This window comes from Paenibacillus polymyxa (assembly GCF_015710975.1).
GTDB classification, from domain to species: domain Bacteria; phylum Bacillota; class Bacilli; order Paenibacillales; family Paenibacillaceae; genus Paenibacillus; species Paenibacillus polymyxa.
Map to the genome: position 1 here is coordinate 1,367,501 of NZ_CP049783.1, position 20,204 is coordinate 1,387,704.

General features: G+C 47.4%; 18 protein-coding genes. 6 read left to right on the top strand and 12 right to left on the bottom strand.

What is annotated here, in order from left to right; translation table 11 throughout:
• Positions 1-597: 597 nt before the first annotated feature.
• The gene (locus G7035_RS06270) at positions 598-825 is read left to right on the top strand and encodes an SDR family oxidoreductase (RefSeq protein ID WP_230877853.1); all 228 of its coding nucleotides are present in this window, start codon (positions 598-600) and stop codon (positions 823-825) included.
• Between the two features lie 400 nt (positions 826-1,225).
• Here the strand turns inward: G7035_RS06270 and map are convergent, their stop codons facing one another.
• Positions 1,226-1,972: a type I methionyl aminopeptidase gene (gene map, locus G7035_RS06275; protein WP_013369117.1), complete on the bottom strand. Its 747-nt coding sequence runs from the start codon at positions 1,970-1,972 to the stop codon at positions 1,226-1,228.
• Positions 1,973-2,165: 193 nt separating this feature from the next.
• Here map and G7035_RS06280 point away from each other — a divergent pair, with 193 nt between their 5' ends.
• The 3 genes from G7035_RS06280 (at position 2,166) to G7035_RS06290 (ending at position 4,919) form a co-directional block, all read left to right on the top strand.
• The gene (locus tag G7035_RS06280; RefSeq protein WP_019685953.1) at positions 2,166-2,861 is read left to right on the top strand and encodes a GntR family transcriptional regulator; all 696 of its coding nucleotides are present in this window, start codon (positions 2,166-2,168) and stop codon (positions 2,859-2,861) included.
• A 238-nt stretch (positions 2,862-3,099) separates the two neighbouring features.
• Positions 3,100-4,647: a gluconokinase gene (gene gntK, locus G7035_RS06285; RefSeq protein ID WP_019685952.1), complete on the top strand. Its 1,548-nt coding sequence runs from the start codon at positions 3,100-3,102 to the stop codon at positions 4,645-4,647.
• A gap of 92 nt (positions 4,648-4,739) precedes the next feature.
• Positions 4,740-4,919, top strand: coding sequence for a hypothetical protein (locus G7035_RS06290; RefSeq protein ID WP_080561121.1), 180 nt, complete (start codon positions 4,740-4,742; stop codon positions 4,917-4,919).
• Between the two features lie 175 nt (positions 4,920-5,094).
• Here the strand turns inward: G7035_RS06290 and G7035_RS27290 are convergent, their stop codons facing one another.
• The 3 genes from G7035_RS27290 to G7035_RS06300 form a co-directional block, all read right to left on the bottom strand.
• Complete coding sequence (locus tag G7035_RS27290) at positions 5,095-5,214, bottom strand: hypothetical protein (RefSeq protein WP_013369112.1); 120 nt, start codon at positions 5,212-5,214, stop codon at positions 5,095-5,097.
• A 113-nt stretch (positions 5,215-5,327) separates the two neighbouring features.
• Entirely contained in the window at positions 5,328-6,149 is an 822-nt protein-coding gene (locus tag G7035_RS06295; RefSeq protein ID WP_019685951.1) for a serine/threonine protein kinase, read from the bottom strand.
• A 146-nt stretch (positions 6,150-6,295) separates the two neighbouring features.
• The gene (locus tag G7035_RS06300; protein ID WP_019685950.1) at positions 6,296-7,111 is read right to left on the bottom strand and encodes a MerR family transcriptional regulator; all 816 of its coding nucleotides are present in this window, start codon (positions 7,109-7,111) and stop codon (positions 6,296-6,298) included.
• Positions 7,112-7,649: 538 nt separating this feature from the next.
• Between G7035_RS06300 and G7035_RS06305 the strand changes: the two genes are divergently transcribed.
• On the top strand, positions 7,650-8,606 hold the full coding sequence (locus tag G7035_RS06305) for an L-lactate dehydrogenase (RefSeq protein ID WP_019685949.1): 957 nt from the start codon (positions 7,650-7,652) through the stop codon (positions 8,604-8,606).
• A gap of 107 nt (positions 8,607-8,713) precedes the next feature.
• On the opposite strand, the gene G7035_RS06310 is transcribed toward G7035_RS06305, so the two are convergent.
• The 5 genes from G7035_RS06310 to G7035_RS06330 are packed head-to-tail and all read right to left on the bottom strand — an operon-like array spanning position 8,714 to position 13,236.
• Positions 8,714-9,442, bottom strand: coding sequence for an ABC transporter permease (locus G7035_RS06310; protein ID WP_019685948.1), 729 nt, complete (start codon positions 9,440-9,442; stop codon positions 8,714-8,716).
• Positions 9,442-10,158 (bottom strand): ABC transporter permease, encoded by a 717-nt coding sequence (locus G7035_RS06315; RefSeq protein WP_019685947.1) that lies wholly within the window; start codon positions 10,156-10,158, stop codon positions 9,442-9,444. Before G7035_RS06315 ends, G7035_RS06310 begins: the two co-directional genes overlap by 1 nt.
• The gene (locus tag G7035_RS06320; protein WP_019685946.1) at positions 10,155-11,072 is read right to left on the bottom strand and encodes an ABC transporter ATP-binding protein; all 918 of its coding nucleotides are present in this window, start codon (positions 11,070-11,072) and stop codon (positions 10,155-10,157) included. The genes G7035_RS06315 and G7035_RS06320 overlap by 4 nt, the downstream gene beginning before the upstream one ends.
• 59 nt (positions 11,073-11,131) lie before the next feature.
• A complete protein-coding gene (locus tag G7035_RS06325) occupies positions 11,132-12,562 on the bottom strand; it encodes a sensor histidine kinase (protein ID WP_019685945.1) in 1,431 nt (476 codons plus the stop codon).
• Positions 12,562-13,236: a response regulator transcription factor gene (locus G7035_RS06330; protein ID WP_017427209.1), complete on the bottom strand. Its 675-nt coding sequence runs from the start codon at positions 13,234-13,236 to the stop codon at positions 12,562-12,564. Before G7035_RS06330 ends, G7035_RS06325 begins: the two co-directional genes overlap by 1 nt.
• Before the next feature lie 150 nt (positions 13,237-13,386).
• Between G7035_RS06330 and G7035_RS06335 the strand changes: the two genes are divergently transcribed.
• A complete protein-coding gene (locus G7035_RS06335) occupies positions 13,387-15,156 on the top strand; it encodes an alpha-glycosidase (protein WP_019685944.1) in 1,770 nt (589 codons plus the stop codon).
• A 163-nt stretch (positions 15,157-15,319) separates the two neighbouring features.
• Here G7035_RS06335 and G7035_RS06340 read toward each other — a convergent pair whose 3' ends face one another.
• The 3 genes from G7035_RS06340 to G7035_RS06350 form a co-directional block, all read right to left on the bottom strand.
• A complete protein-coding gene (locus tag G7035_RS06340; protein WP_016818821.1) occupies positions 15,320-15,472 on the bottom strand; it encodes a hypothetical protein in 153 nt (50 codons plus the stop codon).
• Positions 15,473-15,697: 225 nt separating this feature from the next.
• Positions 15,698-16,921 carry a response regulator gene (locus G7035_RS06345; protein ID WP_230877836.1) on the bottom strand — a complete coding sequence of 408 codons (1,224 nt, stop codon included), beginning with the start codon at positions 16,919-16,921 and terminating at the stop codon, positions 15,698-15,700.
• A gap of 86 nt (positions 16,922-17,007) precedes the next feature.
• Entirely contained in the window at positions 17,008-20,148 is a 3,141-nt protein-coding gene (locus G7035_RS06350) for a hybrid sensor histidine kinase/response regulator (RefSeq protein WP_019685942.1), read from the bottom strand.
• Between the last annotated feature and the right edge of the window lie 56 nt (positions 20,149-20,204).

The following is a 20,204-nucleotide window of genomic DNA, read 5'->3' on the forward strand; positions in this document are numbered from 1 at the left end:
TTTATAAATAAAATCCGTACTCACTCGTTGTTCAGTTTTCAAAGATCAAATTCTTTTTCACTGCGTTTTTCAGCAGCTATAAGATCATATCATGTTCATTTCAAAAATGCAAGGGTTATTTTATTCTTTTTTATTAAAATCATTTCACCCTAATTATTCTTTTTTGAAACGGCTGTTTTATTGTCAGCTCAAATAATATACCACTTCGCTTTACTGATTACAACATGTAAAAAATACCAATTAAAAACCACTAACTGATTTTTGAAAGTCGGCTCTACTACTGTATCCATCAAACTTTTGAATTTGTTTTTCTTCATTATAATTATCGTGAGTATTTGACTGGATCTATTGCACTTGAAAAATGCTTTTCATGCATAGCGATTAGATATATTACAGGCCTAGACTGGGCGATCAATAATGCAGGCGGTGCTTTAGAGCAAGCACCATTAGCTAAAGTCAGGGTAATGACCTTCCTTTTTGAGTACCATAAAAATTAATGCATTCAGGTGTATATTGGAACATGAAAATTGAGATCCAACAAATGCTTACAGAGAATCAATTGTCAACGTTTCTTCAATAGTTGGTCTGAAAGCATTTCTGGCATACGGTGCTTACGTGGCATCAAAACATGCAATTCAAAGTCTTACCAATGCAACTGCGCTTGATTATGCAAGTCAAGGCATTCGTATCAATACTGTAGCTCCACGACAACCCAATAGGGCAGTTGAATATCAAGGAGTGCTAGCAGTTATGCTGTATTTGTACCAATTGAAGCCAGCTGGCGATTTCAAAAGTTGCAAAAGGTATTGCTTGGCTTCTCTCTGACGAAGCTTCCTATATAATATAATTGGATCTAAGTTAACGATTGATGGTGGCTTGATGCTTTTTAAAATTACTTCCCCCAATAAATAGCATCCTTTACATTCACATATACGCTTTCCCATCACCGTCCGCATCCCCCTATATCCCCCGTACCTCTGGATCAGTGCCAGGTTCGTCTTTTCTTCATCAGAAAAACGACCTTCTTTTATAGGCTGTCAGTCCGGTCATCCTCACTACATGCAGAAACGGGGATATGGGGCCATTAACAGAATCAAATCCGCGTCAGAAAATTCTTTTTAGAATGCACGCGGCAAAAGAGACTGTCCTCTGGACAGCCTCTTTTCTGTAATAGGTCTAACTCATTTAATTCGCTAGTCTGTAGGTTACTGATGGATGCCTGCTTTTATTGCTGGGTCAAGATGATAGGACCGTCTGCTGTAATTGCCAGCGTATGCTCGTATTGTGCCGACAAACCACCGTCCAACGTACGTGCGGTCCAGCCGTCCGCATCAATTTTACTGCGGTATGTGCCTGTGTTGAGCATCGGCTCAATTGTAATGACCATGCCCTCTTTCAAGCGTGGTCCACGGTGCGGAGGTCCGTAATGCGGAACCTGCGGTTGCTCATGCATTTCTTCCCCGATGCCATGCCCAATAAATTCGCGTACGACCGAAAAGCCTTCCGCTTCCGCGTAAGTTTGGATCGCATGGGAAATATCCCCGATCCGATTACCAACAACAGCTTGCTCAATCCCTTTATACAGAGACTCTTTGGTAACGTCCAACAGCTTTTGGGCCTGCTCAGACACATTCCCCACCGCATACGACCAAGCGGAATCTGCCAGCCAGCCATTCAGGTTCACAACCATGTCGATCGTCACGATGTCGCCGTCCTTCAATGGTGTTTTGTTCGGAAAACCGTGGCAAATCACATCATTAGGGGAACCACAAGTTGCAAACTGGTAGCCGTTATAACCCTTTTGCTCCGGCGTTGCGCCGTGCTTCTTCATAAATGATTCTGCAAAGGCGTCAATTTCCAGTGTCGTAATACCTGGCTTAATCATTTTAGCAATTTCCCGGTGGCAAGCAGCCAAAATTTCGCCGGCTTTTTTCATATTTTCAATTTGTTCTTTGGTTTTAATGATAATCATTAAATGTTCTCCTTCTTATCCATGTTCGTTCCACTTTTCACTGCTTCTTTTTTTCTGCTTCTATTGTAACGCTAAAAGCAGTGAAATGGAACCGATGTCAATTGATACCGTTTACAAGGGCTTAAACGGGGTTTATAATACTCCATAATTTGTATACAAGTATGCAAAATTATTTGCAAGATAGGAGTATTCTATGAAATATCCAACAACCTGGTTACAGGGCGCATCGCTTGGAGAGAGGATTGCTTGTGAACTCCGACTTCAGATTATACGTGGTATGCAGACACCCGGCACTGTTCTATCTGAAAATCAGATTGCTACCGATTTTGGTACCAGCCGTTCTCCTGTGCGTGAAGCCATGAAAGTGCTCTCAACCGAAGGACTTATCCGCTTGGAGCGCATGGGGGCGGTTGTGATCGGCATGACACCCGATGATATGGAGGAGCTATTCGACGTACGAATGCTGATTGAACATTTTGTTGTTCAAAGGTATGTACATAGGGATAATACCATATTGGTAAACACTTTAAATCAGATGATCGACAAAATGGAAGTCGCTCTCAAGCACAGAGATATCGCTGAATTTTCACTTCAGGATTTTAATTTTCATGAAGCTCTGGTTCTGGAAGCAGGCCATACCCGTATTCTCCATACCTGGAATGGTATGAGACAGTTGATCCTGACGGTTATGCTGGCTGCGACAGAACAACGTTTTGCGTCTAACATCGAAGAATCTCAAGTCACGATTCACAAGCACCGCACCTTTGCAAATGCTTTAAAACAAGGAAATGATCAAGAATTATCCCGACTCATTGAGGAACATTACCGAGACACTCGCAACGCGGTTAACGATAGTGTTTTGTCCTCCTATAGAAAGACATTATCCTAGCCGGAACATACCCGACAAAGAGCCAATTGTATCGCGTCTTTATGCCCACTCCAACTGACGCGGTTCTCTTTTCAGACTAAATTGTCGACAAGTATACAATTAACTATACATATTAGCACCTTTACTCTTTGAATGTTATGGAACCATCCTCTCCCTAGTCGCATTCGGTTTGATTATACTGCTGGATGTGTTAATTTAACGATAATAGCTAATAAGGTAAGTGAAGGGGAGAATGAATATGACTGAAACCCGATATATGATCGGCGTCGATATTGGCACGACCAGTACCAAGGCAGTGCTTTTTGAAGAAAACGGCAATATTGCCGCGCAGCATCATGTGGGCTATCCACTCCATACACCTGAGCCAGATGCGGCAGAACAGGACCCTGAAGATATTCTCAAAGCTGTCGTAGAGACGGTGCAAGAGGTCATGACACAAAGCGGAGTACCCGCCGAACATGTGCTGTTCGTCTCCTTTAGTTCGGCTATGCACAGCGTACTGGCGGTGGACAAGAACGGTAAACCACTGACCGCCTCCATCACGTGGGCAGATAATCGTAGTGCCAAATGGGCTGAAGCGCTCAAACATAAATACAATGGACACGATATTTACTTACGCACGGGAACGCCCATTCACCCCATGTCACCGCTGACAAAACTGATGTGGATTACACGAGATTTACCGGATGTAGCGGCCCAGACGTACAAGTTCATTTCTATAAAGGAATATGTCTTTGCCCGGTTATTCCACCAATATGTCGTGGATCACTCGATCGCCTCTGCTACCGGACTCATGAATTTGAAGCAGCTGGATTGGGACGAGGAAGCGCTCACTATTGCAGGTGTGACGAAGGAGCAGCTGTCCGAGCTGGTACCGACAACTCATGTGCTAAAAGGACTGGACGCAGCCTATGCACATGACATGGGCCTGCTGGAGACGACCCCTTTTGTGATCGGGGCCAGTGACGGTGTCTTGTCCAACCTCGGTGTGAATGCAATCAAACCTGGAGTTGTCGCTGTTACCATCGGCACCAGCGGAGCCATCCGTACTGTAGTTGATAAGCCTCTCACCGATGCGAAAGGGCGCTTTTTCTGTTATGCCTTGACCGAAAAGCTGTGGGTCATCGGCGGCCCGGTGAACAACGGCGGTATCGTGTTCCGCTGGATACGGGATGAATTTGCAGCCTCTGAGGTGGAAACTGCCAAACGCTTAGGAATTGATCCGTATCATGTGCTGACCCAAATCGCAGAACAGGTGCGTCCAGGCTCGGACGGTCTGCTTTTCCTTCCGTATCTATCTGGCGAACGCGCTCCTCTGTGGGACCCAAATGCGCGTGGCTCCTTCTTCGGCCTGTCCCTGCGGCACAAAAAAGAGCATATGATTCGCGCCGCACTGGAAGGTGTACTGTTCAATCTGTATACAGTCATGCTCGCTATGGAGGAAGTCATTGACAGACCGTCTGTCATTCACGCCACGGGTGGATTTGCACGCTCGGAGCTGTGGAGACAGCTCATGGCAGATATTTTTGATCAGGAAGTCATTATCCCCGAAAGTCTGGAAAGCTCATGTCTAGGCGCAGCTATTCTAGGCTTGTACGCGTTAGGGCGAATTGATTCGCTAGATGCAGTATCCGGTATGATCGGCACCACTCATCAGCATAAACCTGCGGCAGAGCATGTAGATATCTATCGCGATTTACTGCCGATCTATATTCGCATTTCACGTAAATTTGAAGAAGAGTTCAAGGATATTGCAGAATTTCAGGTCAAGTCCCTACAATCTTAAATTAGCGGAACCTGTTCTAATGTTGTTGCGTATTATCGTTTTATAAGACCTGTCTATACTCAGTTGGATAGGATAAGAAGGAGGATTAGACGATGCTCAAAAAATTACTGCACCGCCTGCTACATTCCACCTCTCATTCCCATAAGCGGCGATACAGCAGCTCAGATCGTTATTACGACCGTAGACGCCATTCTTCATCAGACGGATACAAGAACAGCCATAACGGTCACCGATATTATAAGGATAAACGCCGTCACTACTCTAGTTCCTAGCCACACAACAAAAAGCAGTGGCGGAGTACAACGTAACACAAGAAGCAAGCCACAGGCTCCTTAAGCTTATAAAGCGAAGCCCCTTCTCATCAAGGGCCTTCGCTTTATTGTTGTGCGCCCTTCGTTACGCAGAGCAACATCAGTGCATTTTACAGGAAATCGGCTATAACCGAAATTACAGAAATAGGGTTTTAGAGATAATCACCAACAAAATAAACAGTACCAGAATCGCTCCTACAGAGGTCCAGGCTCCTACGCCGCAACCCATACCGCCTACTCCACACATATGACTCATTTACAACACTCCCTTCGCTCATTTCAGGATCATTGTATGTAGACCTAGTCAAATGCGTAAGGGGCATTCCCCCATTTTTGCGGCGAATGCCTGTTTATTTTTAGGGATTAAAGTTATGGATTAACCTCTAACTGCAACAATGCTTCCTCCAACTCCTGCATAAACTGTCGACTATGTTCATAACGTGGACGAATTTGAAAAAGCCGCTCCAGTATATGACGCACAGGTTGACTCAGCATTAATTCTTCCTGCCAGCTTCCAGGGGGTTGATCCGGCTGAGGCTCATAACTGCTATACAGCATAAAAAGCATGAAATGCCCGACATCATACAAATCGCTGTAGAAGGCGACATCTTGTCGCTCAGGTGCGCGCTTTTCCAGCATGGCTTCGGTGAATACATCCTCCTGTCGTTCTCCCACGGCCAAAGCAAGCCCAAAGTCGATTAGGTACGGCTTCCCTTCGCGGTGAATTACGTTAGGAATACGGATATCGCGATGGATGTATCCCCGTTCATGCACATGCAGAACTCGCTCCATTAACTCTAAAATGTAGACGATACATTCCTGTTCCGTAAAGGAACGCTCCTGTTCAAAGATAAGCTCTTCCAAGGTCATACCGGAGACGTATTCCATGACCATATACATTCCGTCCGAATGTTGGTCAATTTCAAGCAACTTTGGAATAAAAGGGTGCTCCATCTTTCGCATAATGTGAGCCTCGCGCTGCAATAGTTGAACTGCCTGCGCTCGTTTGCTCGGTCTGGGCAGTTTTACCGCCACCTCCTGTCCGCTGTGCCGATCCAGACAAAGGTAGGTTAGACCATAGCTACCCATGCCTAAAAGCGAACGAACACAATAACGTCCGCTCAGCAAATCACCAGGCTGTTTGGGATAATCTATCCATGATTCATAAATGTTCCGCAACCAAGCAAACATACTTAGATCCTTTCCTATACATGCCGCAGCCACGTTTCCTATGCGACTTGTCCTCGTATTCTTGTATTCCGTTATTATATCATCCACGCCAAAAGACCATCAGAGCCGGGTAGGTCTGATGGTCTTATTAGACAAGATAATGATCGTTATGCCTCTCTGCGGCTACGTGGTGTCAGACCGAGCCAGGACAACAGCGAACTGCGCGTTTTGCGTTGCCGGCCCTGATAGGTACGTAGATTAGTGATTAACTGCCGATCCCGTTCTTCCTCGACCCTTTCTTTCATCCAACGTTTATGGTCCTCTAGTTGGTTAGATAAGCTAACATTCTTCTCCATCAAACGGCTGTGCTCTGCTTCCAGTTCCTCCAAACGGCTCCGCATTTCCAACAAAGCGGTTTGCACCATATCCTGCATCTGCGCCAGTTCTTGTGGCTCTACGGACTCCTGCGTTTGTACGGATACAGGTGCTTGCTCCAATCTATACTCCATGGTTGGGGTCAAAGTCTGGAACTGTTCCTGCGACTGCATGGGTTCCTCTGATAGCTCCTGAACATTCATTTCATCCTCTATCTCTGTCAGCTCAACCGTAGCAGCAGCTTGCTCCTGCATGACCGTCTCTTCCCTACCCTCAGCCGCCGCCATTATTTCTTGCCAGGTTGCGGTCAGTGACTCAGCATCCGAGATGGGTGGCAAGCGGAATTCTTCATCCTCCAATTGGAAGGGAGCGGTTATTCTCTCAAGTACCACCTGAACGGATTGCTCCATTGTCATATGCTGCTCACGCAACGCCCTCCGCATCACCTTCAAGCACTCAACATCCTCTGCACTGAACATTCTTGACTGATTAGTGGAACGTTGAAACACATATCCCTGTTCCTCCAGCGCCGCTGCATATTTACGAAGGGTACTCGCCCCGATTCCCAGTTGCTTTGCTGCTTCCGTCGTCGACTTGCTTTCTTCCATTTAATCATTACCTCCCCGGATGGTATGGAAAGAAATAAGCTTGTATATGTAGAATTCGCGGAAACCATTGGAAATCCTTTGGCAAAAAAGTTCTAATATTGCAGACTACTAAGAACCTTTGTCATAAACGAATACATTATAAAAATACAAGAAGCGACATCGCTAAGAATGCTCCTGCACTGTATACTCTTGAGACTCATTAAGATACGTCACATAAATGTCATACTCCCAATATTGTTACGTAAACTTTTCTTCCATGGATATGGCTCATGTTATGATTTATACGGAAACCACTTATAAATAAATAGATAACTTACATCCTGTCTTCCAATAAAAGAATATGGATAATCTACACTTATTCTTTGATTAATCCTAAATTGCTCCCCCTATTCACCGTTCTTTTTTAATTTATCGGAATGAGGACAAAAAAATGGATATTTTCAAAAGATCAGCAATATGTTATGTTATGTAACGTAAAATGGATTTCAGGCATAATTTGTAGCATATTAACGTTCGTTGGAACGAGGAGGAAACATAAATGAAGGGGAAGGCAAGGAAAGTAGCGATTGTCGGCGCGGGAATGGTCGGTTCGAGCTGTGCCTACTCAATGGTCAATCAGTCCATTTGTGACGAAATCATGATGATTGACCGCACGTATGACCGGGCTTTGGCCCATGCACTGGATCTGTCCCATTGTATGGATTTTACGTCTACACGCACCAAGGTCCGTGCAGGCACATATGCAGACTGCACGGATATGGATGTTGTGATTATAACGGCTGGGTCCAATCCTAAACCGGGTCAAGACCGCCTATCTGTATTGGACGATGCCGTGCATATCACCAGAGAGATTGTAACAGCTATTATGGAGGGCGGTTTCGACGGTATTTTCGTTATTGCCGCTAATCCTGTCGACATTGTTACTTATCTGGTGCAGAGTATATCCGGTCTGCCGCGCAACAAGGTGATCGGCACGGGCACCTCTATCGACTCATCCCGGCTCAAGACGTTGCTTTCTGAGGTGTTTTCCATAGATCCACGCAGTGTACAGGGGTATGCCTTGGGCGAGCATGGCGAATCCCAATTCGTGGCCTGGTCGCACGTTACGATTGGCGGCAAGCCGCTCTTGCACATTTTGCGTCAGCATAAGGAACGATTCAGACACGTTGATCTGGATGACATCGCCCGTAAAACAAGGGATGCCGGTTGGGAGATTTTCACCCGCAAAGGTGCCACTTATTTTGGTATTGCCAATGCGCTGGCGTACATTACCCGTTCCATTTTGAATGACGATGGTAAAATTATAGCAATTTCTGCCGTATTGGACGGCGAGTACGGACACACTGATGTCTGCACGGGCGTTCCAGCAATCATCGGCAGTAGAGGAATTCAGGAGGTCATCGAGCTTGAGCTGAGTCCAGAAGAACAAGCCAAGTTTGACGCCTCTTGCCGCCTGATCAGCAATAATATTCGTGCTATTTCAGGCTTAGTGTAAGCCCATAGAGTAAGTGTCTTATTCAGAACACGAACCTGCAGCACCAGCAAAAAAGCTCCTTACCCTCTTTTTAGGATAAGGAGCTTTTTCAGTTTCCATATTTCGTCTTATATCTCTTTATAACGAAATATCATCAGGCCAGCAAACGCAAACACGACAAAGCTACCCAGTACCACCATCAACAGTGTATCCGTTGGCACCATGAACGCCCCGAAATTGTCTCCCCCACTCGGCATCATTGCCAATAGAGGCTGAGTCCATGGATAGTACGGACCATAGGTCTGAGAGTTGGCGACCAGCATATTGGGCACGGTAAATACGAAATTCAATGCAAGCGGTGCAGCAAAGCTGGACCACAAAAAGGACACCATCAGTTGCAGGGCTGCTAGCGGCAAACAAGCAACCCAGCCTGCAAGCAGGCTTTGGGCAATTGCGGCCCAAGGAATCGGTCCGCTCATTCCCTGCACAGTTCCAACACCCAGCAGCGCTCCTCCAAACAGCAGCTGAGTCAGTCCGACCATAGCCATGATGATGGTCAGCTTGGCTGCGTACAACCCCGTGCGAGACAACGGCAATGACATCAGTTGCTTCCAGCCGCCGCCCCCATGCTCGAATCGGCAGACTAGAGACCCAAACACGGCGGTCAGCATCGGCAGGAACAGCATTGCATGTATTGTAAGCATAGCAGCCAGCAGCAACAGCCAGTTTCCTCCCGGATTCGCCAGCAAACCAATCAGGACGGCAATCGCTGGACTGACGAGCGCGAGCAGCCAGACAGGCGACTTTGCCATTTTCATGCGTTCGACAGAAAGTAGCCGCACGTATCCTCCAAGCATTACGCCACATCCTTTCGGCTAAAATGAGCTGCAGTCAGCAGGCTGAGAATTGCACCTGTTCCGCATCCGATGGACGCAAATATCCACGCTTGTGGCGCAACCCATGCGAATTGCGGCCAAGCCAGCGGAAACCATTCGGACAACTGGGAAGCAAACAAGCTCCCAATGCCTAACGTAATGCCCAGTGTTACAGGTAGCGCTTGATTATGGAACGTGACCGTTAGCCACAACAACAATACGAGTATAGGCAGCGTGCCGCCCAAGGGCCAAAATCCGAGCCGTATTAGCTCCCCTATCGGTGCAGGTTCTCCCCCAAAGCCAAGAAGCATTCCTAATGTCCAAGTCCCAATCGTCAAAAGTAGACAGGACACGCATAGCATTCCAATGGCTAATGTTAGCTTTGCCATATAAACACTAAATTTGGAAATAGGCAAAGCCAGCAGCTGCTTCCAGGAGTTAGATGTATGCTCCACATTCGCCAACATGGAAGCGACCATCGTAGCTCCAAGCACCAGCGCAAGGGGGACAAACAACGCGATGTTATCCATCAAGCTTTCCCATAAGCGACCCTTATATCGTGGAATCAGATAGTCATAGCGGAGTCCGAAATTCAGTCCCTGCATGGCCACCAGCCCAAGAGGACCGAGGAATACCAGGAACCAGATTCCCTTTCTGCGTGCTTTGAGCAGATCCGCTGTCAGCGCTCGCAGCATCATAGGGAACCCCCTCCTTTGCCCACCACCTGCATGAACATATCCTCCAGCGATTTGCGGCGTTCCTCTACACGATATACAGCATGTGTGTTTTCCACCAATCTTCTGACCAGCAGCGCAACAGCCGCATCATTCATGTTGTCAAAATTCAGTGCTGACCCATCCTTCACTGAATGATAGCCCTGTTCACGTGCAATCAATTGGGCTGCTTCGGGTTCCGATACTACAATCCGAATCCCCCCTGCGGACTCTTGTCGAAGATTGTGAATCGTATTTTGGAAGACTAGTTGCCCTTCACGAATAATACCGACGGTATTCGCCATATGCTCTACCTCGCTCAGCAGATGACTGGATACCAGTACAGTGATCCCCCGCTGCTTGGGCATCGCCTGTATCAATTCGCGCATTTCTTGAATGCCCTCGGGGTCCAAGCCATTCGTGGGCTCGTCCAGAATTAGCACTTCGGGATTGCCGAGCAGGGCTGCTGCGATACCAAGTCTCTGCTTCATGCCCAGCGAGTAGCCTTTAACCGAGCGTTTGGCGTGCTTGGTCAGGCGAACGACCTCCAATACTTCCGCAATGTTCTCTTTCGGTACATTCAAAATACGACGGATAGCCTCCAGATTTTCGATGGCGTTCAAATGACCATAATATGAAGGATACTCTACCAACGAACCGACTTTACGCAAAATATCGAGTCTATGTCTGCGGATATCTTTGCCGAATATACGGATCGTTCCTCGAGTTGGGCGAATAAGCCCAAGCAGCATGCGGATTGTTGTCGTTTTCCCTGCTCCATTGGGACCGAGAAATCCGTAAATATCTCCCCGTGCTATTTTCAGGTCCAGCTGATTAACCGCGGCGCGGCCTTTGTATATTTTGCTGAGACTGTTCGTTTCAATAATTGTTTCGTTCAAGTTCCTCACCTCGACACCTATCGTAACGTGCCAAGTTTAAAGCCAAGGGAACTCTGAGTTTAAGTTTTGTTTAAAAAACGGATTTGCGTCCCGGCTGATGAACTAGAAATCTCCCTCTCCAAATTCATTTCGCGCGCCAAGAGCTCTGTAATCGCCAGGCCAATTCCAGCTCCTTTTTCACTGGATTGCTGCTCCATTCCCGGGCCTTTATCTGTGATGACCAATGCCTCTCTTCCGTTATCCTTCTGTACTTGAATACCGATATATCGACCGGAGGCGGCATGCCGAACTACATTTTGAAAAAGATTGTCCAGCAGACGGCGGAAGCCTTGCTCATCGACATTCCATACCAAACTATGCTCAGGCAGGTCGATATCCACTTCAAAGCCTTCCTTTTCCCACACTGGGTACCAGCTGGCTGCACACTCGCGCACCAGCCGCAAGATATCACGCGGCTCGTTATTCATGGTGTATTTGCCACTGGATAGCAGATTATAGGTTAGCAAGTTGTCGATCAGACTCCCAAGGTCCTTTAACTTATTTTCCATCAGTGTAATCGACTGCTTCCCTTTGCTGCTGAGATTTTCCGCATCCAGGGTATACAGATGGCTGCGCACAACCGTAAGTGGTGTTCGAATATCGTGTGACAGATCGGCGACTAGTCTCTTCCGCAGTTCCTCCTCCTGACGCTCACGTCCTCGACTCTCTGCCAACTGCTCAACCATCCGATTAAACGACTCCTCCAGTTTGCCGATTTCATCCGGGCGTCCGGTAGCAACGAGAATGGGTAATCCATCCTCGCCTCGCTGCGACATGGCGGCCTGAAGCTGCAACAGCCTCCGCCGAATGCCTCCAAAAAACAGAAGCGATACGAATATAAAAGCCCCCAGAACCAATAGAATAAAAAGGAGATAATACATCAACATGCCATTGTCACTAGTCGGATGTTCAAAGAACGAACGGGGCACTTTTAATACCATATAGCCCTGATTCACATCATCCTTGCCCCCGCCAATAAAGGCCACGACCGTAAACGGCCCCTCAGAGCTGGCTTGCTTCATAAAAGATATAGCTTGCGCCGCACTCCATTGTTTTGGAATGGTAGGTTGTGTCGGTAGCTCCAGTCTGGTTAACCCTGCGGTATCGACCCAAAATATTTGTGAATCTGGGAACATATCCTGCTGTATTTTGCGCAGATGGGCTGAAATTTGCTCTGGACTAGCTCCCTTCAAGGCGATAGCTTCTCGATGCCAGCTATGTTCAGTTTGGGTCGTAGAGGGATAGTAAGGATTCTTAGGCTTGATATCCGTCTGCAAATTCAACAGTATGCTATATATCAAGGTTGTAACAGGCAATACAATGGGCAACAACATCATAGCTAACACAATAATGACCAAATAGCGGAACAACAGTGAACTACGAAACCGCCCTCTCTGGGCTGGACGGGAGCTGCGACGCCACCATGCCCACCTCTTACGCATACCGTTCATTATGCTTTCACCCGATAACCTACACCACGGATCGTCTCAATGATGCGGGGTGCCGCAGGATCAATCTCCAGCTTTTCCCGTAAGTGCCGAATGTGGACCATTAAAGTTTTGTCTCCGTCGATATATGGATCTCCCCATACCGCCTCATACATTTGCTCTTTCGTCATAATCTGGCCCAAATGCCGCAGCAAATAAGCAAAAATATGATATTGCTTGCCTGTTAGCGTAATTTCCTCCCCGGTATCACGATTCACAATACGATTATCTGGAGGAAACACAGACAGATGCCCCAGTTGTAGAGATTCTTCGGACACGCTTCCTGATCGCCGCAGCAAAATCTCCATACGTGCTATGAGTTCGTCGGGGTGAAAGGGCTTTGTCACATAATCGTCAGCAAAATCCAGTCCTTGTAACTTATCATCAATGGACGTACGGGCAGACAACATGAGGATGGGAAGCTCCGGGTACTCTTTCTTGAGCCGCTTCCCAATGGTGAACCCATCCAGGCCGGGTAACATCACATCCAAAATCACGAGTCGGCACGCGCGAGCTGCTTCCACAGCTCCATCCCCACTGCGAAGCCAGGTTACAGCGTAATTCCGCTCTTCCAAATACTGATGCGTCCAAGCACCAATATCTTGATCATCTTCGATGTATAGCACATTTGTTTTCATAATAGACACCTACTTATCGTTTTTCTTTTATGTAATGGGCATTATAGCAGTTATGGTACATAACCCACTTAAAAAGGTTAATAACTACCTTATACGACATACGCTTCACAATTTCAAATTTGAATGCAGGTGAACAAGGAGGCCTATCTGATGCTGCTGGAAGCGATATACCACCACCCGAAACGTAATTGGGCTTTTGGTTATGATGATGAAACGATAATTTTACGGCTCCGTACAAAGAAAAATGACCTGACTGCTGTTCACGTTCTTACCGTAGATAAGTACGACTGGGATCGTACTCGGCAGCTTATTCCGATGTCTAAATTTGCCACCGATGGCAGGTTCGATTACTACGAATGTACTGTAAAGCCTACTCACCGTCGGCTGAAATATGGATTTTTGCTGGAAGACGGCGAGGAACGAATTTGGATGAACGAGAACGATTTCACCACCGAGGAACCCCAAAATGCAGACAGTCTGTTCCAATATCCGTTTCTAAATCCGATTGATATATTGAAGCCACCTGCATGGGTGAAGGATGCTGTTTTTTATCAGATTTTCCCGGAACGCTTTGCCAACGGCGACCCCTCCATTAGCCCGGAAGGTGCTGAGGAATGGGGTGGCACACCGCAAAGAGACAATTTTTTCGGTGGCGATCTACAAGGGATTCTCGATCATCTGGATCATCTAAGCGAGCTAGGGATCAACGCCATATATATGACCCCTGTCTTCAAGGCGACGACCAATCATAAATACGATACTGAGGATTACATGGAGGTAGATCCGCACTTTGGGGACAAGGAGATATTAAAAAAACTGGTCGAGGCCTGCCATGAGCGGGGAATCAGGGTCCTGCTCGATGCGGTGTTCAACCACTCGGGGCGTACTTTTAAGCCATTCGTTGACGTACTGGAGAAAGGTGAAGCCTCTCCTTATAAGGACTGGTTCCATGTCCATAGCTTTCCACTGGAAGTGAACGATGGCACACCGACCTACGATACATTCGGGCTGGAACCGATGATGCCCAAGCTGAACACAGAGCATCCTGAGGTAAAAGAGTACCTACTGAATGTGGCAAAACATTGGATTGAAGAGATCGGTATCGACGGCTGGAGGCTGGACGTGGCAGACGAGGTGGATCACGCCTTTTGGCGTGAATTCCGTACGACAGTCAAGCAGGCTAACCCGGATGCATATATTTTGGGTGAAATGTGGAATGAATCGTCTGAATGGCTTCAGGGCGACCAATTCGACGCGACGATGAATTATCCGTTCACCTATGCGGTAAATGATTTTTTCGTCAAAAAAGTGACCGATGCCCAGAGCTTTGCCTTTGCCATTGGGCGACAGCTTGCCCGCTATCCACAACAGGCATCCGAGGTTGCCTTCAATCTGCTGGATAGTCATGATACACCGCGCCTGTTGACACTGTGCGGGGGCGACAAGCGACTGATGCGGCTGGCTGCTTTGTTCCAGTTCACGTACATGGGTGCGCCCTGCATTTTTTACGGCGATGAGGTCGGTCTGGATGGAGATGCTGATCCAGGCTGCCGCCAGTGCATGGAGTGGGACACCGATAAGCAGGACCACGAGCTGTTCGACTTTTATCGTGAGCTGATCGCTCTTCGCAAGGCACACCCTGTCCTTCGTGATCAAGGAAGCATCACTTTCCTGGAGGCACAGCCGGAAGGCGCTTCACTCGCCTACGAGCGCCGCAGCGACGAAGAAGTGCTGCTTGTGCTATTCAACCGTTCCGATGAGCATCACACTTTTGAACTGTCTATTCCAGAGCAGGAATGGGAGGTAGCCTTTGGCGAAAGCCAGTGGTCCGTAGGACCGGAGGGGCTGCATGTCGAGCTTCCACCCTACGGATACGCTGTGCTGAAGGCAGCACCTCCCCGGTCAGTAAAACCTGCTTAAGATGGTGGTGTGAAGACGAGAAGAAAGGCATAAGTTATGTAGGCGCGGATGCTGATGAAAGCACCTGCCGACTATGGCAAAAAACGAGATCGCCGGGAACAAGTTAGATAATTTGTTGCCGGCGATCTTTTTACGTCGAGGATGTAGCTTTTGCACAAGCTGATTATTTATTTTTGACATCTGTTCTTACTACCCCAACATCCGAAGCATTGATCGAAATGGGGTTACCGCCTTGCCCTGTGTGAGCTGAAGAAGATTGTCTAACGTCCACCCTAATTCTTTTGCCCTTAAAGCCAGTTCGTCTCCTTTTTCCCAATGCCATGGCCTCCTTAAGTCTTCGTGGCTTATAAACCTCTCAATATGACCTAACTGTGAAGAGATATGCTATATGCATATGCCGCTGAAAAAAGCAGGTCTCGGCGAATATCAGATCATAGCGAAAAGAGGCGATTAAAATGATTTTATCCACACAAAAAAACCGCTTCAAATGAAGTACCTTTTGAAGCGGTTTTTGAGCGGCTACCTGAAACAGTACAACAGTCTACGCAGGTAGCGTCTGTGTTTTCAATTGCACGTACAACTGGTGTGTCACCTGCTGCGGCTCAATACCCAACTCATCTTCCAGTAAGCTGACGAAGCTTTCATAATGCTTTTGAGCAGCTATATACTCTCCCAGTTGGGCATAAGCAGTCAGCAGCAAACCGCAGATATCATCTGAATAAGGTTCACGCTGCTGTAGGTTGAGCAAGCGTTGGACGGACTGCCGGGCACGACCTGAACGGAGCTCTTCTCTAGCCAGTTCTGAAGCACATGCCAGATACATATTGCGCAGCTTTTCTCTTTTTGCATACGCCCATGGGTAATCGTGTTCCTCCAGATAATTGCCACGGTACAGAGCCAACAGGCTCTCGATACGCGGCGTACCGCCGTTGCCAGATGCCGCCCATTCGGAAATTCCCCGCTCTAATAGCTCCACATCTGTAACCCAGCCATTACGGTTCAAACGATAGCGATCCAGATTGTACTCCAGCTTCGTATCTTGCATCCGTTCTTTCAGCGCCTTGCGAATTTGGTAAATGGACGTATGTAGATGAACAACAGCCTTGTCCAAATGATATTCGGGCCACAGCGCATCCAGCAATTGCTCCTTGCTAACCCATTCCCCTTCATGGTGTAGTAAAAAGGAGAACAGCTCCTGCGACTTTAATGTACGCCATTTGAATGGCTTTGCTCCCACGGCTCCTTGTCCATCCTCCAAAATTTCAAGCCTTTGAAAACAACGCACTTTGGGTAATTGCTCTGCTGCGACGACCGAGCTGGAAGGACGGGAATCTGCCAGCGTGGCTACAATCCGATCCAACGTTTTATTAAGCCGCCGGGCATGAACAGGTTTTAACAAGTAATCCAGTGCTTGCAGTTCGAATGCTTCAATAGCATATTCCGAGTACGCAGTCACAAAGACGATATGAATATGCGAGTCCAGCTGTTGAATCCACTCGGCGGCCTCCAGTCCGTTCATCTCCGGCATTCCGATATCTATAAAAACAATATCCACACGTTCTGCCGCCAGATGATCCAACCCAGCTTGTGCAGACGTATATTTGCCCATGACCGTTAATCGTCCGTCCGCCTCCAGCAACCGTTCCAAGTAGGTTAGTGCCGACCTCTCATCATCAATCAATATCGCCTTCATCTGTGTCCGCGCTCCCTTCCTGCTGCAACCATCCATTACATTGCTCCATGACCAAGCTGTCTGCTTTACCATCCGATTTTTAATTTCTTATATTTTATATATCGTATAAACTCGGGCGCGACATTAGCTTTTTTCGGCAGATGCACTGTATTTTTTATTCATTCACTAGGGCGAGATAAGGTCATTTCCGGCACACGGAAGCTTACTGTCGTCCCTTGCATAGGATTGCTTTCAATCTCCAATCCTTCTCCATACATATGGATCAGACGGCGATGGATATTACGCAGCCCCACACTGGAGGATACATGCTCCTCCGACAGTAAGTGTCGCAGTCGCTCTGGCGGAATCCCTACGCCGTCATCGGTCACGCTGACCACAAAATCGGCTCCAGCCTCTTGTACAATCACCCGCACCGTTCCACCTGTGGCCCGCTGCATTACACCATGTCGTATTGCATTTTCCACAATGGGCTGAATGCTTAATGGCGGGATCAGCGACCGGATGTTCCTCCCTACCTCTATAGTCATCTGCAAACGTTCTTCAAAACGGGCTTTTTCCAATGCCACATACGATTCTACCAATTCCAGTTCCTTGCATAGCGGAACTGTATTCTCCCTGTTCTGAAAATCAAAGCTTCCCCGCAAATACTGGCTCAGCTCCATAAGCAGCTCCGCTGCTTTGTCCGGGTCTACCGCTACGGTCGAAACAATGACATTTAATGCATTGTACAGAAAGTGCGGCTTGATTTGTGCCTGTAAAAAGGCCATTTCCGAACGCACCGCTTCCTCTGCCGAATGGCGCATGTTCAGCAGGGTGCGCACACGCGCCTTTAATTCCTCAGCATCAACAGGCTTACGTAGAAAGTCATTGGCTCCAGCCATGAAGCCTGCACGGATATCGCCGGGCAGGTCGCGTGCCGTCAGCAGCAACACGGGTAGTTCGGAGAGAGAATACCGTTCGCGAATCCGTCGGCACAGCTCAATACCGGACATTTCTGGCATCATCCAGTCCGTAATGACTAGGTCAAATCGGGTACGGCTATTCAGCAGCTGAAGCGCCTCCTCAGCATGTTCCACAGCCACCACACTACAACCTGTGGTGTATAACAGCTCTTCCAACACCCGAAGGTTAACCTCATCATCATCTACAGCCAGCACTCTGTAAGGAACATTCCTCACTTGCTCCAATCCATCTTCTTCAAGCGGATTCACATCCTGACTCGAGGTCACACCAGGCTGCAATATAACCTCAGACAAAACATTTTTTTGAGCTTCATGTGCCGACGTACCAGTCTCCGCTAAGGGCAGTGTAAAATAAAAGGTCGAACCTTTACCCAATCTGGACTCTACTCGGATATGGCCTCCATGCAGCTCCACCAGACGACGGGTTATGCCTAACCCAAGCCCAGTTCCACTATATCCTTCGTCCTCAGCATTCGCCCCTCGGTTAAAAGGTTCAAAGATGTGCAAAAGATAGTCTGGGGCAATACCTGGTCCGGTATCCTTCACACTAATTTCCATTTCGCGGTTCCTGGTCTTGGCAGAGATTACGATTTCGCCTTCCTCCGTAAACTTCATCGCATTCCCCAATAAATTGTATAAGATCTGATTCAGGCGATGTTCATCTGCATCCACCTTAGGCAACGAATTAGGCCATTCTTTGACGAATTGGAGCTTTTTCTTACCTACCGAATGACCCAATACCTCCAGCACAGAGTTCACTGCAGCTTGTACGTTTACAGGCCGGCGGTTTAAGGCTAATCTTCCATTTTTCAAATTAGAAAAATCCAAAATATCGTTAATCAAATAGGAAAGCCTGCGCCCTACATTCGCAATCAAGACCAAATTGTGCTTTTGCGGCTCATTGAATTGTGTCCCATAGCGGTCTAGCATGGATTGAGCGATATTAATAATTCCATGTAGAGGAGTACGCAGCTCATGTGACGTGTTCGCCAGAAATTCGTCCTTTAACCCATCCAGGGTTAGCAAACGTCGTGATAGGTTCTCAACCTCCATGAACGAATGTACAAAACGTTTGGCCAGCAGCAGCGTTTGAGCCAATACGAATATGAGCATTTCATAGGCTGTTACCCCACGTACATCTCCCCATCCCAGAACATACACAAAACTGGTCACCACAATCATAAGAATGCTCATAATACTAATGACTAGCAGTGCAGCGTCGTCCGTCCGTTGAACAAGTCCACGAATTAGGATCAGTAATACATATCCCACACTGACTACACCAAAAAGAAGGATAAACGTTTCAAAGGATGAGAGTACCAGTGTAGGCAACAATAGCCCCATACCCAGCATCAGTGCGGTTGTAATACTATAGAGACGCAGCACGATCCGATTCATAACAATCTGTGTCGTAAGATGAACATACCGAATCAGAAAATAGTAGAACAGCGTCGAAGAGAACGATTGAATTTTCAATATCCATTCATAAGGCAAATCCGGCATTCCCCAGACTAGCAGCTTCTCTCCATGTGTCAGAATGTAAAATATTGCCGCGACGCAAAAGCATGCTAAGTAAAGCAAGGCCTTCTCTTTTTTACGTAAAAGGTACAGCATGATAAAAAATACAGTAGGGATAAAAAATCCTGCGACCAGTACGGTGTCCTCTGCCATCGCTACTTCCCGGCTATGCGTAATACTGGCATAATCACCAAACAGCAGCGGATAAATGATTCCCCCGGAGGAATAGCTATAATTAGCCACATGCACGATAATATCAGTCGCATGTCCATCTATTGCAGCAAATCCAACAAAGGGGGCGTTGCCCTGTTTGCCTTTTTCGGCCGAAACAGAGGGAATACCGCTTGCCCCCACCTCTGCTCCATCAATCCATACTCGGCTAGAGTTGCGAATGTTTTGCATATGGATGCCGTACAGATTTTCCAATTTTTCAGGTAAAAGTACACGAACATGGTAGGTACCATATCCAGTCGCCTGTCCCCCAGGCATCCACTGATTCCATCTACCAGGCACATCCACAATTTTGGCGGAAGATCCGGTGCCTGATCCCAATTTGGAGGAGTTTCGACGATTTCCCCAATCCTGATCTCGCGTTTCCTGAAAAGATGAAGGCTGCAAAAGCTGATTAGGATAAAACTCCCACTCTCCTCCCAACTGTACAGCGCCTTCCTTGTCGGGGTCCCAATTACGCAAATCAATAACACCGTTGTGAGCTTTCCAATGACTGTTTCCGGATAATACGCCCGACACTAACGGATACACCGGCAACGCAACCGCAAGCAGAAGTATAATAAAAAATAAAACACCCTGTTTTTTCATAAATCCCCCGCTCTTTTCAATAACGTCTATCTTTTTGTATCGGTTATTCTATCCAG

Coding starts and splice junctions, on each gene's coding strand:
- map (WP_013369117.1), bottom strand. CDS start 1,972: ATGATTATCATTAAAACCAAAGAACAAATTGAAAATATGAAAAAAGCC.
- G7035_RS06280 (WP_019685953.1), top strand. CDS start 2,166: ATGAAATATCCAACAACCTGGTTACAGGGCGCATCGCTTGGAGAGAGG.
- gntK (WP_019685952.1), top strand. CDS start 3,100: ATGACTGAAACCCGATATATGATCGGCGTCGATATTGGCACGACCAGT.
- G7035_RS06290 (WP_080561121.1), top strand. CDS start 4,740: ATGCTCAAAAAATTACTGCACCGCCTGCTACATTCCACCTCTCATTCC.
- G7035_RS27290 (WP_013369112.1), bottom strand. CDS start 5,214: ATGAGTCATATGTGTGGAGTAGGCGGTATGGGTTGCGGCGTAGGAGCC.
- G7035_RS06295 (WP_019685951.1), bottom strand. CDS start 6,149: ATGTTTGCTTGGTTGCGGAACATTTATGAATCATGGATAGATTATCCC.
- G7035_RS06300 (WP_019685950.1), bottom strand. CDS start 7,111: ATGGAAGAAAGCAAGTCGACGACGGAAGCAGCAAAGCAACTGGGAATC.
- G7035_RS06305 (WP_019685949.1), top strand. CDS start 7,650: ATGAAGGGGAAGGCAAGGAAAGTAGCGATTGTCGGCGCGGGAATGGTC.
- G7035_RS06310 (WP_019685948.1), bottom strand. CDS start 9,442: ATGCTTGGAGGATACGTGCGGCTACTTTCTGTCGAACGCATGAAAATG.
- G7035_RS06315 (WP_019685947.1), bottom strand. CDS start 10,158: ATGATGCTGCGAGCGCTGACAGCGGATCTGCTCAAAGCACGCAGAAAG.
- G7035_RS06325 (WP_019685945.1), bottom strand. CDS start 12,562: ATGAACGGTATGCGTAAGAGGTGGGCATGGTGGCGTCGCAGCTCCCGT.
- G7035_RS06330 (WP_017427209.1), bottom strand. CDS start 13,236: ATGAAAACAAATGTGCTATACATCGAAGATGATCAAGATATTGGTGCT.
- G7035_RS06335 (WP_019685944.1), top strand. CDS start 13,387: ATGCTGCTGGAAGCGATATACCACCACCCGAAACGTAATTGGGCTTTT.
- G7035_RS06345 (WP_230877836.1), bottom strand. CDS start 16,921: ATGGTAAAGCAGACAGCTTGGTCATGGAGCAATGTAATGGATGGTTGC.
- G7035_RS06350 (WP_019685942.1), bottom strand. CDS start 20,148: ATGAAAAAACAGGGTGTTTTATTTTTTATTATACTTCTGCTTGCGGTT.